The sequence below is a fragment of the Alteromonas sp. HB246098 genome (assembly GCF_054890645.1).
The window spans coordinates 172,863-190,985 of the sequence record NZ_JBTZUG010000007.1 but is presented as its reverse complement, the minus strand read 5'-3'; the positions used below and the strand labels follow the sequence as shown (position 1 = coordinate 190,985).

11 protein-coding genes are annotated in these 18,123 nt (G+C 44.0%); 5 read left to right on the top strand and 6 right to left on the bottom strand.

The features are described from left to right. Positions 1-65: 65 nt before the first annotated feature. From acnB to ACYTPF_RS15355, 4 genes are all read right to left on the bottom strand, one after another. Complete coding sequence (acnB, locus tag ACYTPF_RS15370) at positions 66-2,678, bottom strand: bifunctional aconitate hydratase 2/2-methylisocitrate dehydratase (RefSeq protein WP_461852830.1); 2,613 nt, start codon at positions 2,676-2,678, stop codon at positions 66-68. Between the two features lie 363 nt (positions 2,679-3,041). Beyond that, the gene (locus ACYTPF_RS15365; protein WP_461852829.1) at positions 3,042-3,995 is read right to left on the bottom strand and encodes a DNA ligase; all 954 of its coding nucleotides are present in this window, start codon (positions 3,993-3,995) and stop codon (positions 3,042-3,044) included. Between the two features lie 140 nt (positions 3,996-4,135). After that, positions 4,136-4,417, bottom strand: coding sequence for a DNA ligase (locus ACYTPF_RS15360; RefSeq protein ID WP_461852828.1), 282 nt, complete (start codon positions 4,415-4,417; stop codon positions 4,136-4,138). Positions 4,418-4,423: 6 nt separating this feature from the next. Then, complete coding sequence (locus tag ACYTPF_RS15355; RefSeq protein WP_461852827.1) at positions 4,424-5,602, bottom strand: alpha/beta hydrolase-fold protein; 1,179 nt, start codon at positions 5,600-5,602, stop codon at positions 4,424-4,426. A 355-nt stretch (positions 5,603-5,957) separates the two neighbouring features. On the opposite strand from ACYTPF_RS15355, the gene ACYTPF_RS15350 reads away from it, so the two are divergent. Further along, on the top strand, positions 5,958-6,962 hold the full coding sequence (locus ACYTPF_RS15350; protein WP_461852826.1) for a 5'-methylthioadenosine/S-adenosylhomocysteine nucleosidase family protein: 1,005 nt from the start codon (positions 5,958-5,960) through the stop codon (positions 6,960-6,962). A gap of 77 nt (positions 6,963-7,039) precedes the next feature. Here the strand turns inward: ACYTPF_RS15350 and ACYTPF_RS15345 are convergent, their stop codons facing one another. Together ACYTPF_RS15345 and ACYTPF_RS15340 are read right to left on the bottom strand one after the other, a co-directional pair. Beyond that, positions 7,040-9,850: a bifunctional aconitate hydratase 2/2-methylisocitrate dehydratase gene (locus ACYTPF_RS15345; RefSeq protein ID WP_179982398.1), complete on the bottom strand. Its 2,811-nt coding sequence runs from the start codon at positions 9,848-9,850 to the stop codon at positions 7,040-7,042. A gap of 401 nt (positions 9,851-10,251) precedes the next feature. After that, positions 10,252-11,466, bottom strand: a complete 1,215-nt coding sequence (locus ACYTPF_RS15340; protein WP_461852825.1) for a PQQ-dependent sugar dehydrogenase — start codon at positions 11,464-11,466, stop codon at positions 10,252-10,254. Between the two features lie 151 nt (positions 11,467-11,617). On the opposite strand from ACYTPF_RS15340, the gene ACYTPF_RS15335 reads away from it, so the two are divergent. From ACYTPF_RS15335 to ACYTPF_RS15320, 4 genes are all read left to right on the top strand, one after another. Further along, positions 11,618-12,094: a hypothetical protein gene (locus ACYTPF_RS15335; protein ID WP_461852824.1), complete on the top strand. Its 477-nt coding sequence runs from the start codon at positions 11,618-11,620 to the stop codon at positions 12,092-12,094. A gap of 110 nt (positions 12,095-12,204) precedes the next feature. Then, positions 12,205-13,773, top strand: a complete 1,569-nt coding sequence (locus ACYTPF_RS15330) for an AMP-binding protein (RefSeq protein WP_461852823.1) — start codon at positions 12,205-12,207, stop codon at positions 13,771-13,773. Positions 13,774-14,023: 250 nt separating this feature from the next. Beyond that, positions 14,024-16,912: a PAS domain S-box protein gene (locus ACYTPF_RS15325; RefSeq protein WP_461852822.1), complete on the top strand. Its 2,889-nt coding sequence runs from the start codon at positions 14,024-14,026 to the stop codon at positions 16,910-16,912. Next, on the top strand, positions 16,896-17,975 hold the full coding sequence (locus tag ACYTPF_RS15320; RefSeq protein ID WP_179982393.1) for a response regulator: 1,080 nt from the start codon (positions 16,896-16,898) through the stop codon (positions 17,973-17,975). The genes ACYTPF_RS15325 and ACYTPF_RS15320 overlap by 17 nt, the downstream gene beginning before the upstream one ends. Positions 17,976-18,123: the final 148 nt, after the last annotated feature.

The following is an 18,123-nucleotide window of genomic DNA, read 5'->3' as shown; positions in this document are numbered from 1 at the left end:
TCCTTTTCGCCATAAAAAAAGCCGGTCACCACTAAGGCAACCGGCTTTGTAGTTTATACACTATTTTAAGCAACATTCAACGTTGGAATAATGCGCGCCTTAGCTTCTTCTTCCGCCTTTTTAAAGCTAGGCATTTTGTCGAAGTTTAAGTAGCGGAATACTTCTCCCGACATTGCGTTAATTTTGCTGGCGTATTCCATGTATTCCTCAGCGGTAGGAATGCGGCCCACAATTGCGCCAACCGCAGCAAGCTCTGCTGAGGTTAGATACACATTCGCTCCATCACCTAAACGGTTAGGGAAGTTTCGAGTAGATGTGGAAAGCACAGTGGCGCCCGCGTCTACCCTTGCTTGGTTACCCATACAAAGTGAACACCCCGGCATCTCGGTGCGTACGCCCACACGACCGTAAATGTTGTAGTAGCCCTCTTCCATTAACTGGGCTTTGTCCATCTTAGTCGGTGGCGACATCCATAATCGGGTTGGAAGTGTTTTATTGTATTGCTCAAGCAATTTGCCGGCTGCCCGGAAGTGGCCAATGTTTGTCATACACGAGCCAATGAAGACTTCATCTACCTTATCACCTGCAACGTCAGATAGGGTTTTCGCATCGTCGGGATCATTAGGGCAGCAAACGATAGGCTCTTTAATGTCGTTAAGGTCAATTTCGATAACCTCGGCATATTCAGCATCCGCATCGGCGCGCATTAATTCTGGGTTAGCAAGCCACTCTTCCATTTTCTGCGCGCGGCGCTCTAGCGTGCGAGGATCGCCATAACCTTCATTAATCATCCAGCGAAGCATAGTAATATTTGAACGCAGGTATTCAGCAATCGACTCTTCAGAAAGGTTGATAGTACAACCTGCAGCTGAACGTTCTGCCGATGCATCCGATAACTCAAACGCCTGCTCTACAGTAAGGTTTTCCAACCCTTCGATTTCTAATATACGGCCAGAGAACGCATTGATTTTGCCTTTTTTCTCTACCGTTAATAGCCCTTGTTTAATGCCATATAGCGGAATGGCATGTACAAGGTCTCGTAAGGTAATGCCCGGCTGCATTTCGCCTTTAAAACGCACCAATATAGACTCTGGCATATCCAAGGGCATAACACCCGTTGCTGCAGCGAATGCCACCAAGCCAGAGCCCGCTGGGAACGAAATTCCCAATGGGAAACGAGTATGCGAGTCACCACCGGTGCCTACTGTGTCAGGTAACAGCATGCGATTTAACCAGCTGTGAATAATACCGTCACCGGGACGAAGCGATACCCCACCCCGATTCATAATAAAATCAGGCAGCGTGTGCTGGGTTTCAATATCCACCGGTTTTGGATAAGCAGCCGTGTGACAGAATGATTGCATGGTTAAATCGGCCGTAAAGCCTAGGCAAGCTAAGTCTTTAAGCTCATCACGGGTCATGGGACCTGTAGTATCTTGCGAACCAACGGTTGTCATTTTAGGCTCGCAGTAGGTGCCGGGGCGAATGCCTTCAACACCACAGGCTTTGCCTACCATTTTCTGCGCAAGCGAGAAACCCGCTCCGCTGTCTTTCGGCTGTTCAGGCGTACGGAATAAATCCGTTGGGCCTAAACCTAGTGTCTCACGCGCCTTCTCGGTAAGACCGCGCCCGATGATCAGGTTAATACGTCCGCCGGCACGCACCTCATCTAAAATAACTTTCGATTTATAGCTGTATTCAGCAAGTAGCTCACCAGTTTCGTGATTAGTAATTTTTCCTTCAAATGGGTAGATATCTATCACATCTCCCATATTCATTTTTTCAACGTCGGCTTCAAATACTAATGCGCCCGCGTCTTCCATGGTGTTAAAGAAAATAGGTGCGACTTTGGAACCGATACATACGCCACCGCCCCGTTTGTTAGGCACGCCCGGCAAGTCCTCGCCAAAGAACCACAAGACAGAGTTAGTCGCCGACTTACGCGATGAGCCTGTACCTACTACATCACCAACAAAAGCAACGGGGTAGCCCTTACTTTTGACTTCTTCTATTTGCGCCATTGGTCCTTTAACGCCTGGCTCCTCTGGCTCGAGCCCTTCGCGAGGCATTTTGTAAGCTGCAAGAGCGTGTAATGGTATGTCTGGACGTGACCATGCATCAGGTGCGGGCGACAAATCATCGGTATTGGTTTCACCTGTAACCTTAAACACCGTGTAAGTGATTTTATCGTCCATTAACTTGCGCGACGTGAACCACTCACCTTCTGCCCATGATTTAATGATGTCAGTAGCGTACTCGTTACCCGCTTTGTGTTTTTCTTCCACATCGTGATAGGCATCAAACATCAGCAACGTGTGTTTTAACTCCTTGGCAGCCAATGGCGCAAGGTCTTCATCGTCAAGTAGCTCTACTAACGTCGCAATGTTATAACCGCCATGCATATTTCCCAGCAATTCAACAGCTTTCTCTTTTGAGATAAGTTCACAACTGTCTTCGCCTTTTGCAATGGCACTTAAGAAACCAGCTTTGACGTAAGCCGCTTCATCAACACCTGGCGGCACACGCTCTGAAAGCAGCTCTAATAGGAATTCTTCTTCACCTGCTGGCGGGCTTTTCAACAAATCGACAAGGGCTGCTACCTGTTCTGCATTAAGAGGTTTTGGGGGGATATTTTGGGCTGCACGTTCTTCAACGTGATTGCGATAGTCTTGTAACACAGTCTCTTCCTCTAAGTTAGCTTGCGCAATGGGAGTAAACGGTCTTGTACGCACTTGACGCAAGGAGTGTTTAATTAATCATCAACAGTATAACTTCACAGGCTAAGTTTTGAAATTTTTAGCCCCTATTATCCGCTTATAATCGCTATTCATAACATTACTTTTGAACGCTAAAAGCGATTAAAGGGCGGTACATAAAGTGACAAAAACAATTACTGGTTAAGTAAGTTATAGGGTTTTATATGTTAAAGACAAGGGGGGTAGCTTTATGTGACGCTTGTTCAATTGAAGTGCATCGTAAAGGATAGATAACAGCTAATTAAAAGCTCGATATTGAGGCTATTTCGCTAATTAATATAGGTACTATTTTTTTGATAAGTCAAAGCCGGGTCTAGTGCGAAGGTAGCTCGCAAACTTTGGCTTACCGTTTTTCGTTACACCGTAAAACTTAAAGGTTACCCAGCTACCTATAGCCGGAGGCGCTTGGCGCTCTTTGTTAGAAAATCCTGTTCCCAGTTTAAATCGAATGCCGTCAGATGTTTCTACCAACAGTGATCCCATCATGCCTTTAAATTTTCCTTTTCCTGGAAGTTGCGCCAACACTTTCGCTTCAGCATCTTCAAAATGTTTTACCTTTAGTAGATTGTCACTACGCCCTGCCTGGTAAAACGCCTTCCCATGATGAAGCATCAGCCCTTCACCACCGTTTTTGGTTACTTGTTTAAGCTCTTCTTCAAGCGCGGTTAGAGACAAAAGTTTAAACTGAGGGATCACGTCAAACGTGGGGTTGGGAGTGGCCTTTTTAAGGCTATTAAGCTTGTTCAGTCGGCTGTCAAAACGCTGTCCTGCTACAGGCATGTCGAAGGCCATAAACCTAACTTTAGCCCAGCGTGTGTCTGGTATAGACACTGCTGCAATGTCGTACGCGGTAGTTTCGGCCCCAGACAAAGAATTAGCGACAAGGTGCGACTTCTCTTCCGTTAACTTAGAAAGCACAATGGAAGCGGTAAGCTCAAACTGCCCTCTTGCAACCCAAAGTTCACCGTCAATTGTCGCTTTAGGCCAATTGGCGGTAAACCATGCTGGCGCAAATATCTTGTTGTTGTTTCGGGTCCTAAGTTCAGTGCCGTCCCATCGTGCCCGAATACCGTCTAACTTTTCGCTCACCCAGTAATCGGTGATGTTTATATCATGGCGGCTGTGTTCATACTGCTTGGCAAGCTGCAAACCGTCGACAATATCAAGCTTGCTCTGTGCACAAACGTGAGAAACTGCCGTGATCAAAAACACACAAACAGATGTCAGAATATAACGCATTGGCTCTTTCCATAAGTTATAAAACGGAGCCCGTTAAAGCCATTAGAAAGAGACTAAAACGACAAAGGCAGAGTAGATTACTCTGCCTTTGGACTTTTTTTAACTGTACGTAAGAAGGTTTTTGTTTGGCTGAAAAAGTCTTAGTCAGTAATGATATCAAGAACTGAGATAAGCACATCCTCGGCTAATGCCTCACCAAACGTTCTTTCTTCGTCACGTCTCTTTTGGTAGGTCTCTAAACATGCGTTTAGCCGCTCATCGGCCGTATTCACTTCATAAACTTCAGCGCGATTAGCTTGCTCAATACAGTGTCCAGTTTGCGCTGTCGAAACAGAACTGCATCCGCTCGTTACAGCGCAAATCCCAATCATAAAAACGGTGGCAATATTGTTTATACGTTTAATTTTGCTTTGGTATTTCAATGTAGCTTACTCATCCAGTAAATCATGCAAACGCTTTTGTCTATCTGTATAAACTTGGTAACCATCGTGCTGCGGTGTCGAAAGCTCCAAAGCCTTGTTTACGCTCTCAAGTGCTTTTTTATACTCACCCATTTGCTCGTAACCATACGCTATGCCGTTATACGGGTCAGGCATTTCAGGGTACTTAGCTATATCGTGCTTAAACAGCTCAATAGCCTTGTCGTAATTTTCAGAGCGCACATAATGATAACCTAATTCTCTAATTACCCATTCAGGCGCCTCTAATTTTTCCCCGCGTTGCTTTGAAACGCGATCGTAATATTTGGAAATGCTTTGAATATCACCATCGAACTGTTCAGGCCTTAAATAAGCTGACAAGAACAGGTTGTGATAAGCACTAAAAATAGACGCTGCCGTAACCAAGTTGTGCCGAACACCTGCATATTCATCATTTACCCACCTCAAACCAGCAGGTTGGTTTGCCCGCATACCCAAAATCATATCATCATAGTAGGGTCGCATTGGCGCCGGTTCGTTGCCTATAGACGTATAGATATAGTGATCCAGTTGCCTGGAAGATTTAAAAAACGCAACCGTTCTTTTTGCCGGCGCACCATAGTTCCACCACACCGCAGGACTATAGGCAATCACAGCCTTAAAAAGCTCAGGATTTTGAGTGAGCGCATACAACCCGAATACACCACCAGCGGATCCCCCGGCTATCACCCGAAAATCATGCACCCGGTATTTATTCTCGACCATTGGGATAAGTTCAGTGGTTATAAAAGACAAAAAGTTTGCCCCGCCCCCGCCATAACCTACAGGCCCGTATGGGTCTTCATTTGCCGTAGGGAAAAGATCTCGAAAACGATCGGTATTTTCAATGGCGACTATAATTACTTCTGGCGCAGCATTTTCAGATTGAAGTGATTCAAGTACCGCATTCATTATAGGTAGATAAACCGCACCATCTAACCGATAAATTACAGGGTACTTCTTGTCGGGGTTATCTGCGTAGCCTTTAGGAAGTTGAACAACGACTTCTCGTTCTTCCTTCAACACTTTAGATTCGAACTTCTCTACTTTCAGTTCGTAGTTTTTTGCTTCTTCGTTAGATTCAGCTTGAATTGACGAGCTAGCAAAAAGACACACTAATACGGTTAGTGTAACACGCTTGAATAACATAAGGGTTAAGTCCTTTTATTTGAGAGCACCTTATTTAGAGCTATGCTAAACGCTTAAATAGCCAGCTTTTTATGGGTGAGTTAATTATTTAAGTGAGCTTTTAGTTAACACTACTTGGTATACAAATTTTAAGCAACAAACAAAAAGAGTTGCCTACTCTCACACCTTTATTAATGCCTATCATCACCATAATAAGGTTGTCCATATTTAGCGATCTTGTTGGCTCGAACTTTGCCATAATTCTGCGATAGTGTTTAATTGAGACTGTTCCGATAGCTATTTATCTCAATAACATACAGTTCTCGCTCATCAACCGCACCTCATTGGTGCAAACAATAAATTAATTAAGGTCAATATGCGCTTAAGTAGTTTTGTTTTATTCGTGTGTATATCGCTATCGTCGTTAGCAAATGACGATACTAATCAGTACGGTCCAAAAGATTTTTCCAATGTAACAAACAAATGGACAGCCGTGGTTGCTGCTTACGAGCCAGAGATTGAAGCCATTGACGCCGCGTTTGCGACTATGGACGACGCTCAAATTTCGCAAACAGTTTATATTAAAGGGGTTAAATATCAGTTAGGCACGTATAAAGGTGAGCCTATTGTTGTATTTAGTACGGGTGTCAGTATTACCAACGCAGCAATGACTGTGCAGATGGCGCTGGATTACTTCCCTATTGATAAGCTGGTTATGATGGGTATTGCAGGGGCCATAAACCCGAAATATACACCAGGCGATATCGCAGTGCCTGAACGTTGGTATTTCCATGACGAATCTGTCTATATCAACCCGAAGAAAGGTGACGCTAACACCTATGAACTCCCGGATTATTACGCTAAACAACTCGAATATTACAAAGCGCGACGAGAGGCAGATAAGCACTCGCCAAACTATAAAAACTTAGGCTTTATTCATCCTACTGAAGTGGCTGTAGTTAAAGAAGGGTGGGACACCCGCAAAAGAATGCCCTATTTTACTGCCGATAAAACACTGTTGGACATGGCAAAACGCGCGCTCAAAAAGATTCCGCCTATCACTATGCCGTCTGGTAAGGAAATACTGGTTGATATAGGTGGAAATGGAGTAACAGGTTCAGTATTCGTAGACAACGCTAAATACCGCGAGTGGCTGCGTGACGTCTACACGGCTGATGTTGCAGAAATGGAATCGGCAACGGTCGCACAGGTGAGTTTTGTTAACGACGTAGATTGGTTAATAATCCGCTCAATAAGCGACTTAGCGGGCGGTCAGCACGGTAAGAATGTTGAAAATGTATTTGACGCAATAGCCTCTGGCACCGGCACTAAGCTGCTACTTGGCATACTCGACGAACTCGTAGCAACCGCCCCCAAATAACAAATAAACGGGGTCAGAGACAAAAAAAGCCCCAACCTTGGTTGGGGCTTTTTAATGTTTTGTCTAGCGGTAAGTGCTTATACGCGCTTAACTGCTACGTCCGCTTCAAACTTTGGTGCTACAGCCAAATCTTCTGAAGGTGGAGCAAACTTAGTTAGGTCAATGCCTTCAACCGCTTGCTTGTATTCTTCAGTTGTTGGGAAACGGCCAAGTACGGTTGAAAGTACTACTAGCGGCGTAGAGCCTAGTAGTGATTCACCTTTCTTCTCAGCAGAGTCTGCTACAACACGGCCTTGGAAAAGACGTGTAGAGGTAGCAATTACGGTATCACCCGGCTCAGCTTTTTCTTGGTTACCCATACATAGGTTACATCCAGGACGCTCTAGGTAAAGAATGTTGTCGTACTTAGTACGCGCTGCTTCTTTCGGCTTAGCATCGTCGAACTCGAAGCCTGCGTATTTCGCAAGTACTTCCCAGTCGCCTTCTGCTTTTAGCTCGTCAACGATGTTGTATGTAGGTGGAGCAACAACAAGTGGCGCTTTAAACTCTACAGAGCCGTTAAGCTTCTCTAGGTTACGAAGCATTTGTGCGATAATTTGCATGTCGCCTTTGTGCACCATACAAGAACCTACGAAACCTAGATCTACTGGCTTACCATCGTAGTAAGAAACTGGACGAATAACGTCGTGGGTATAACGCTTTGACACGTCTTCGTTATTAACGTCCGGATCAGCAATCATTGGCTCATCGATTTGATCTAGGTCGATAACCACTTCTGCGTAGTATTTAGCGTTGTCATCTGGTGCAAGCGCTGGTACTTCGCCAGACTTGATTTCAGCAATACGCTTGTCAGCAAGGTCAATTAGACCTTGAAGCATGTTAGCTTCGTTATCCATACCCTTGTCGATCATGATTTGGATACGGCTCTTAGCAAGCTCAAGTGAGGCAACCATAGTCTCATTGTCAGAGATACAGATTGACGCTTTCGCTTTCATTTCTGCAGACCAGTCAGTGAACGTAAACGCTTGGTCAGCAAGTAGAGTACCGATTTGTACTTCAATTACGCGACCTTGGAACACGTTCTCGCCAGCGAATTGCTTAAGCATTTGAGCTTGAGTAGCGTGAACTACGTCACGGAAGTCCATGTGCTCTTTCATGCTACCTTTAAAGGTCACTTTCACAGACTCTGGAATTGGCATTGCCGCTTCACCTGTCGCAAGCGCTAGTGCTACCGTACCTGAGTCGGCACCGAATGCTACGCCTTTTGACATACGAGTATGCGAGTCACCACCAATAATGATGGCGCGGTCGTCTACCGTGATGTCGTTAAGCACTTTGTGAATAACGTCAGTCATTGAGTGATAAACACCTTTAGGGTCACGTGCTGTGATTACGCCAAAGTTGTTCATGAATGACATTAGTTTAGGAATGTTAGCCTGTGCTTTCTTATCCCATACTGACGCAGTGTGACAACCAGACTGGTATGCACCGTCAACAGTAGGTGAAATAGTTGATGCCGCCATAGATTCTAGTTCTTGGCAGGTCATTGGGCCAGTGGTGTCCTGAGAACCTACAATGTTTACTTTAACGCGAACATCAGAACCCGCGTGAAGCGGCGCATCTGAATTTACGCCTACCGCATTGCGGTTAAAGATTTTTTCTACAGCAGTAAGGCCTTGGCCTTCGTGTGAGACTTCTTTCGATTGCGCGTAAACTGCCGGAGCTTCAACACCTAGTGTACGTGCAGCAAAAGATTGTAGCTGCTTACCGAATACAACGGCGTAAGAACCACCCGCTTTCATGAACTCCATTTTTTGAGGAGTAAATGAAGCAGAAACGTCAGCAAGTTCTTCTGAACCGTTGAAAAGCTTCTTCGCTTTGGTATCAATAGTCAGTACCGTACCAGTTGCAACAGAGTAAGCTTCTTCTAGCACTGGGTCGCCGTTTGCATCGCGAACTACTTCGCCGTTCTCGTCTGTTTTCTTAACCCAGTTTTTAAGGTCAAGACCAATACCACCAGTTACATCTACGGTAGTAAGGAAGATTGGTGCAATACCGTTAGTACCAGCAACAATTGGTGCTTTGTTTACAAAAGGAATGTAAGGGCTTGTTGGCTCACCTGCCCATAGTGCAACGTTATTCACACCAGACATACGTGAAGAACCTACACCCATTGTGCCTTTTTCAGCAATTAGCATTACTTTGGCGTTAGGGTGCTTTTTACCAAGCTCAACAATTTCTTGCTGTGCTTCAGGAGAAATCATGCACTGGCCGTGAAGTTCACGGTCTGCACGAGAGTGCGCTTGGTTACCAGGAGAAAGAAGGTCAGTTGAGATATCACCTTCAGCAGCGATATAGGTCACTACTTCAATTTTCTCTGGAACGTCAGGAAGCTTGGTAAAGAATTCAGCTTTTGCGTAGCTTTCTAGTACGTCTTTAGCAATCGCGTTACCCGCTTTAAATGCTGTTTCAAGACGTTCAGTATCGGCTTCGTATAGATAAACCTGAGTTTTAAGTACTTCAGCTGCAGGCTTGGCAACTGTTTCATCATCAGAAAGTGCAAGGTCTAGAAGTGCTTCTACAGACGGGCCGCCTTTCATGTGTGAAAGTAGCTCAAGTGCAAACTCTGGCGTGATTTCTTCTACTTTTTCTTCGCCAAGTACAATTTCTTTCAAAAATTGCGCTTTAACACCAGCAGCAGGCGTAGTTCCCGGCAAAGTGTTATAGATAAAGAATTTTAGAGAGTCTTCGCGGTGCTCGTTTGTTGTATCTTTAATTTGAGCAATAATTTCAGACAGCAGTTCAGCACTGTCAATTGGCTTAGGGTTAAGACCTAATTCCGTTTTACGGGTTTCGATCTCTGCCAGATATTCTGAATACAAACTCATATAGTTCTCTCGGTCTTAGTTTTACTTGGGCGTAGTGTTAAGTCGGTCTTAGCTATACGCATATAAAAATGAGGGATATTTTAACTGATTTTTAGCAGTTACGTAATGACTGAAAGTAATCAGTTGGTTATACAACTGCTCGATTCAACGTTAGATAAACCTAAAAGAGCATAGGTGCAAAAAATGACTTTTTGCTGAAAACAATCTTTAACTATTAATTTCAGCCACTTACGAAAACAGAAATTGAATTACGGAGTCATTTTCAACAATAATGGTTTGACCAATAAAGATAAATAATAGTGTTACACTTATGACAAAGATTCATTCTATTTATGGTGCGACCAGTTCAAATTACCATCAATTTTGAAACAAAATTTCAGTTTATTGATCTTTTATTGAACTTAGTTCTGTTTGGGCGAAACTTTTACCACCTTGGCATTTCCTCCATCCGTCAATAGAAGAAGGTTGCCTTCACCATCGACCGCGATGTCTCTTAGCCTCACTTCTAATGCGTCAAAAATCTTCGTAGAAACATACTTATTCGAAGTTTTATTGACCGCATATAAGGCTTTAGCTTTCAAACTGGTAACAAGCAAAGTATCGGTCAACATTGGAAACTTATCATGTGAGTAGTAAACCATAGATGACGGTGCGATGGAGGGTGTCCAATCCACAATGGGGTCTGTCATATCCGGATAGGTTGAAAAAGGTGAAATTCGTGCACCTGAATAGTCTTTTCCTAACGTAACGACAGGCCAACCGTAGTTCGCGCCTTTTTGAAGCAAGTTCACTTCGTCGCCGCCATCAGGTCCGTGCTCATGCAGAAATACCTGCCCTTTAGGCCCTTGCACCAGCCCCTGCGGGTTGCGATGCCCCAATGAGTATACGTAAGGGCTTTCTGGAAATGCTGGGTTCATTAACGGCTTACCCGCTATGGAAAAACCAAGTACTTTACCTAATTGTGAACTAATAACCTGAGCTTGCTCTCGGTAATCAAACCCGTCACCTGTGGTGACTAAAAAGCCCTGTTCTCGGCTTGCATCGCGAGTTCCAAGCTGAAGAAGCTTCCCGCCATAGTGCACAGGCGTATCTTTTGTTTGCGCGACTTCAATTACGGGTTCAATGTTACTAATGCCAGAGGTGAGAGAAAGCTCACCTTTTACTACAGCAAGACGGTTAGCATCATCACTACCCTTGGAATAACTGAGTAATACAGTGGGGTTGGCGGGGAACTGAGAAGGGATAAGAATATCTAACACGCCTCCCTGCCCTTTTGTATACAAATGATCGAGACCCAAAGAAAATCTAGAAATTTCACCTTCATCATCAGCAATAACGAGCTCACCATCCCTTGTCACTATCACTATATGCGTAGTTGCGTTCACCTCATCAATAACCGTTGTCAACGCCTTCGGGAACGCTAACGAGGTTACTAAGTGCTCGGTTACAACATTGCTAGCAAAACTTTTTAATGACGCCGGCACATCACTTATACCGGCATGCTTTTCAGTATTTCTTGTGGGCTCGACATCAACGTCAGACGCCAGAACTTGCGAAAACGCACCACTAGCTAACGCGAAAACCAAAAACCTTTTTATAGTACGCACTGACTTCATTGTGATTGTCCTCGCTCGTCTTTACTAATTTTAATTAAGCTACAGTGATATGCTTAGTGAGTAAGCGTAATATAACTACATTCAGTCTTCTTGTTGCGCTTTGTCGAGAGTTAATACATGGTACTTACTGACGAATTTCGGAATGTATGACATGAGACACTCAACTCGCCGCGCTATTTTTCATTTTGTCCCATCTTGGGCAGTCGGTTTCCTACTTGCAAGTGTATTTCATTCAATCTCTGTTTTGATGGGCTTGGTTCAAATTGGCGTGGAGTTAAACATTAGCGATTGGCTTTCCATGATATGGCAGGACGCTTTAGGTCTCTTACCCACTTACGGTGCTATTATCGCCGTTACTTTACTGTTAGCTTTCTCAATAACACACTTTATCGTTAAGCAACTCAACCTTCACGAAGCAAAAAGCGCGACCAGCACTAGCCGAACCGTTCTATTCGCTGTTGCAGGCGGCCTCTCTTTTCTATTGATGTTACTAGCCATGCACCCCATTTTAAATGTCACCCTTATTGCGGGTGCTCGCTCGTCGCTAGGGCTTGTAGCACAGTGTTTTGCGGGCTTCTGTGCGGGATACATTTACAGCCAATTCAGTGATAGTTTTAGCAACCATTAATAACTAAAACTTATACTATTAAATAAGCCAACACTGATGTAAATAAAAAGTTAAGTTTGCTAATGTAAGACATATACCTTACACCCTTTGCCTTACTAGGAATAAGCAACATGATAACTTACCCAGATAATGTGACATGCCTAGCCGACTATATTGAAAGTGTTTTACAGAAGTTTGCAGATAAACCTGCATATACGGCTCTTGGACAAACCCTCACGTTTGCCGATATCGACAGTAAGTCGTCTGCGTTAGCCCGCTATTTTGTGCACGAAGCAAAGCTGACTCCTGGTACAAAAGTAGCCATTCAACTTCCTAACCTTATCCAGAATCCTATTGTCGTTTATGCCGCATTACGCGCGGGGCTTGTTGTAGTAAATACTAACCCGCTATACACCGAGCGAGAGATGAAGCACCAGTTTACCGATAGCGGTGCAAAAGCCTTAGTGATTTTAAGTGACTTACTTCCTAAGTTTACCAACATTAAAGATGATACTGGTATCGAGACAGTTATTACGACATCGGCAACAGAGTTACTAGACCCTAGTACAGCGCCATCGCTCGACGGGACGGTTTCTTTTACCAAAGCAATTGAAATAGGAAGTGCACTGCCTTCGTTCTCTCGTCCTTCAATAGCGTTAGATGATCTCGCCATGCTGCAATACACCGGAGGTACAACCGGCGTTTCTAAGGGCGCAGCGCTTAGCAATAAGAATGTAATGGCTAACTGTATTCAAATGCTTGATCGCATTGGTGAAGGCTTCAAAGACGGCGAAGAAGTGTTGGTATGCCCGTTACCGCTTTATCATATTTATGCGTTTACGGTAGGTATGATGGCGCTATTTGCGAAAGGCACGCACATTATTCTTATTCCTAACCCGAGAGACATCGACGGTTTCATTCAAACACTTAAGCCTCATAAAATATCCGCCTTTATGGGTATAAATACGCTATTTGTCGGTCTTGGGCGACATCCAGAATTTGCAAAACTTGATTTTTCTAATCTTCATCTCACTATGTCTGGCGGTACAGCGCTTACCCAAGCAGCTGTGTCAATTTGGCGAGATGTAACGGGTAACACCATCACCGAGGGCTATGGCCTGTCTGAAACCGCGCCCGTGGTTTCATTCAACATTCCAGGAAAAGAGGAAATAGGCACAGTCGGCCATGAGCTAGAAGACACTGAAGTAGCGCTTCTTGATAGTTATGATAAGCCAGCTTCAGAAGGTGAGTCGGGGCAAATAGCAGTGCGCGGACCGCAGGTTATGATGGGCTATTGGAATCGGGATGATGAAACGGCAAAGGTAATGACCGAAGACGGCTTCTTCAAAACCGGTGATATCGGTATTCGCACAGAATCTGGCGCAATTAAAATTGTAGACCGCTTAAAAGACATGATTATTGTTTCAGGCTTCAACGTTTATCCGAACGAAATAGAAGATGTGCTAACGTCGCACCCCAGCGTGATGGAAGCGGCCGTTGTTGGCAAGCCTGATGATAAGACAGGAGAGCGAGTATGTGCTTACATTACGCTATCAGGGGATGTATCGACGGAGGATGTTATTGAACATTGTAAGACGCAGTTAACGAACTACAAAGTGCCGAAGTCAATTACAATATTAGAAGAACTACCTAAATCTACTGTAGGTAAAATATTGCGTCGAGAACTCCGTTCTGCCTAAAAACACAAAACAGCACAAAAATAGCAACTAATAGAAAAGCGCATAGTGACAAAACCTATGCGTTTTTTTATTTTAAAATCAGGCAACTGCTACCAAAGAATAAGCTTAACGTGTTGAAAAAATCGCGGTTCTGTCTTTAACTTAAACAAACCCCAATCACTTTCGTTGCACTTATGCAATTTACGACATTACCTGTCTACCCGCTGACTTGCTTTAGATTAACTTTACGTCTTCCAAAGGGCCTTTTGTTGTGAACCGCCCATTGCTAGAACGTCAGGCTATGGACAAGCATGGCATGGTTGCAACTATGGATGTAAAAGGGAATATCCTTAGTGCTAATGAAAAGTGTTGTGAGTTCTCAGGGTTTTCTGAACAAGAAATAGTGGGTGAGAATATCACCGCCTTCGACATCACCAATATTACAGTGGATGAAAAGTACGAGATATTCAGCTCACTTTCACAAGGCCAAATATGGCAAGGCGAAGTTCACAGCATAAGAAAGACGGGTGAGCCTTGGTATGTATTTGCCACTGTGGTTCCAGTTGTTAAAAAAGCCAATCTTGTCGACCATCTCATTATTATTGGGACAGATATTTCCCAACAGAAGCGTTTAGAAAAGCGTCTTTCTGAAGGACGCGCCTTTTACCGCAGCATTACCGATAGTATTGGAGAAGGGGTTTATGCAGTAAATGCAGCAGGTCAAACGCAATTTCTTAATCCTGCCGCTTCTCAGCTTCTAGGGTGGACTTTAGAAGAACTTCAAGACCGTCGTTTTCACGATACCGTCCATTACCAAAAGGGAGACGGCACCCTCCTACCTAGAGAGCAATGTCCAGTAAACCTCGCTATTCGCAAAGGAGAGTCTTATACCTCATATGAAGACTTTTTTACCGATAAGCGAGGCAGGCTATTCCCTATTTCTATCGTTGCGGTACCGCTGATGAATAACGAAGGTGAACCCGACGGGCATGTGGGTGTATTCAACGATATCAGCGGCCAAAAAGCCATTGAACAGAAGCTACAAAAAGCCTATGACGAAGCGCAAAGTGCAAACAAAGCCAAAACCGACTTCCTTGCTACAATGAGCCACGAGATAAGGACGCCGATGAACGCCATCATTGGTTTGACGCATTTAGCCTTAGAAACAAACGATAATGAACAGCGCCAGCAATACTTAGAGAAAGTTCAGCGCAGTTCAAATGCGCTGCTCGAGTTGATGAATAGTATTTTGGACTTTTCCAAAGTTGAAGCCAATAAAATAGATATTCTCGACGAGCCATTTACGTTAACTAAAATGATAGAAAAGCTGGCGCAGGTGTTTCAAGTAAAAGCACAGCAAAAACATCTTCAGTTACTTTTTGATATTCGCTGCAATACCAACACGCCATGCAAGGGGGATAGCGAAAAAATCTATCAAGTCTTAATAAATCTATTAAGCAACGCTATCAAGTTTACAGAAGAAGGTTACGTTCTCCTTAAAGTCGATAAGCGGGATAATCACCTTTTCTTTAGTGTAAGCGACACCGGAATGGGAATTAGCGATGCAGGCAAAGCAAAACTTTTCAACGCTTTCGAGCAGGCTGATGCATCCATTTCTCGAAAGTTTGGTGGTACAGGTTTAGGGCTTGCGATTTGTAAGCGACTTGTAGAATTCATGGGGGGAGAGCTGACCCTCGAAAGTCAAATCAATGAGGGAAGTTGCTTTGCATTCTCGCTTCCCGTTTGCCTTGATGACGAGACGCCTACTAAGGCTTTACTTCCTGTCTCCGTCCCCTCAGAAGTACTTTGCATTCAGACACACGAAAGCGTGGAGCAAGGATGTCATATTCTTTGTCAAACGTTAGAAAGACTTAACATCAACTGTCAAATTGTAGATCAGGCAGAAGGGCTATTTTCACAGCAGACGCCCTTTAGCATCGCTTATTTACCCATTGATGAATCTAGCTGGAAACGCTTTGCCAATCACATGCAATTTGGTGAATACCGCGACTTAAACGTCAATGTTCTGATAACCCCATTTTGTCGAGAAGACGTTCGTAAGCGATTTGGAAAAATTTTCCCTAGTGATGTTCGAATTATTGAGCTTCCATTTACAGAAAGCGAAATTATTTCTGCTTTATCGCCTTTGCAAGTGTCGACAAATCAGGAGGCAACCGAAGGTCTTGAAAGCAAAAAGTGGCGAACGAATCGATTGGCAGGTAAGCGAGTATTAGTAGTAGATGATGACCTAATAAGTGTGGAGATAAGCCAACAAATCCTTGCTGATTTAGGCGTAAAGGTGTTGACCGCTACAACGGGAGAGCATGCGCTGGCACTTTGTAACTCGAATACCTTTGACGCCATTTTACTTGATTGTCACTTGCCAGATATATCTGGTTATGACATCGCAGAAACACTAACGCAAAATGGAAATTGGTTCACGCCAATTATCGCGCTAAGTGCTGATGAAACCAATGAAGCATCAGAAAAAGCGCTAGCGGCTGGTATGTGCCATCACTTAGTAAAACCCGCCACAGCAAACGAAATTGTCCATACCATCGATATTCATATTCACTCAGGCTATGTTGATATCATGCCTTTGGATGGATTGAATAAATTCTTCACTGCTTTATTAGATTTTTACAACAAGTATAGCCAACGAAGCGTAATGTCGGACCTGCTCAATATTTTTCATGCGCCATCCTGCACAAGCCAGCTATTAAAAAATTTAATTGCAGATGCTCAGAAGATTGGGGCAAGTACACTAGAACGACATTTACAACGTATTATAGACGTTCAACAACGTCCGGATACGGTCATTGCGAAGTACATTGCAGAGCTTTCTTTCGAGCTAGATGCGACGCTGCGTCTAATTGCGCATACCATAGATAAAACAGGCCAAAAAAATGACTCGGTTGAAAGTAAAAACATGGGAACGGAGCCTCTGCTCTTATCTCTATACCAAATAAAAACCTTTCTTGAAGCTTATGATGCAAAAGCACTTGACCATATTACTGAAGTTGCAGCTTGCCATTGTGATTCAGCCCATTCACACAGCATAAGTCAATTAAAACAGCGGGCCTCTGTGTATGATTTCGAAGGGGCTTTAGTTGTGGCGCAAAAAATCATAGATGAAATTAAGCATGAACAAGCAGAATAAAGTAGCACAAAAATTCAGTATCCTCGTTGTAGACGACGAGCCAGCCAATATTGATATATTGCTTGGCATACTAAGCCCTTATTATGATGTTAAGGTCGCGCCATCCGGCGCGGTTGCGCTAAAAATAGTGCAGCAATTCACGCCAGACCTAATATTGTTAGATATTATGATGCCGGGAATGGACGGGTTTGAAGTTTGTAAAAAGCTAAAAACGGATAGACTGCTAAGTAAAATTCCGGTCATTTTTGTTACGGCATTGACCCAAGGAGAAAACGAGGAAAAGGGTTTTAAACTTGGCGCCGTCGACTATATAACTAAACCGGTATCGCCCAGTATTACCCTTGCGCGCGTGAAAACGCATATCAGCCTCGCTCATCAAATGCGTACTACCGAACATTTAGTGTCAAAACGCACTGAAGAGCTTAGCAAAAGCCAGCAAAGTGCCATTACTATGTTAGCGGCAGCAGGACACTATAATGACACAGACACAGGGCACCACATTTGGCGCATGGCTGCCTACAGCAAATGTTTAGCGATTGCGTGGGGATGGTCCTATGATGATGCTTGCTTGTTAGCGCAAGCCGCTCCTATGCACGATACAGGTAAAATAGGTATTCCCGACGCTATTTTGAAAGCGCCTCGAAGGCTAATAAACAGCGAAATGGAAGTGATGCGCACCCACGCGCAAATTGGTCACAAAATTCTTTCTCAATGCGATACCCCGTTGTTTAATCTTGCTGCAGAAATTGCTCTATGTCATCACGAGAAGTGGAATGGTACGGGTTACCCCGAAGGTTTATCTGGAGAAGACATCCCTGAAAGTGCTCGTATAGTCGCCATTGCCGATGTATTCGATGCCCTTACGATGAAACGCCCTTATAAAAAAGCATGGTCTGACGAAGAAGCATTTGAACACCTTAAAGAAGGAGCAGGGAAACATTTCGACCCCAGACTAGTAGAGTGTTTTTTTTCAATCAAACAGGAAATACTAGATACTAAAAGCCATTGGAATCAGCTAGAGGCGGAAGGCCAAATGGCATCAGTAACGGATTTACTCCCCTAATTACTTGAAGCCACTTATGATCACTTAAAAGCATTTAAAGCTGCCTTTAGCCACCTACCGTCACTACTAATGGCAACCTAGCAAAGCAAAAGATTCGCGGCTTTTAATTTAATACCAGTGCGCATAGATAATAACCCATGAAGATATA

Bases quoted from the DNA above. Each gene is read 5' to 3' on its own strand.
- ACYTPF_RS15365 (WP_461852829.1), bottom strand. From the start codon at position 3,995: ATGCGTTATATTCTGACATCTGTTTGTGTGTTTTTGATCACGGCAGTT.
- ACYTPF_RS15345 (WP_179982398.1), bottom strand. From the start codon at position 9,850: ATGAGTTTGTATTCAGAATATCTGGCAGAGATCGAAACCCGTAAAACG.
- ACYTPF_RS15330 (WP_461852823.1), top strand. From the start codon at position 12,205: ATGATAACTTACCCAGATAATGTGACATGCCTAGCCGACTATATTGAA.
- ACYTPF_RS15355 (WP_461852827.1), bottom strand. From the start codon at position 5,602: ATGTTATTCAAGCGTGTTACACTAACCGTATTAGTGTGTCTTTTTGCT.
- ACYTPF_RS15340 (WP_461852825.1), bottom strand. From the start codon at position 11,466: ATGAAGTCAGTGCGTACTATAAAAAGGTTTTTGGTTTTCGCGTTAGCT.
- ACYTPF_RS15335 (WP_461852824.1), top strand. From the start codon at position 11,618: ATGAGACACTCAACTCGCCGCGCTATTTTTCATTTTGTCCCATCTTGG.
- ACYTPF_RS15350 (WP_461852826.1), top strand. From the start codon at position 5,958: ATGCGCTTAAGTAGTTTTGTTTTATTCGTGTGTATATCGCTATCGTCG.
- ACYTPF_RS15320 (WP_179982393.1), top strand. From the start codon at position 16,896: ATGAACAAGCAGAATAAAGTAGCACAAAAATTCAGTATCCTCGTTGTA.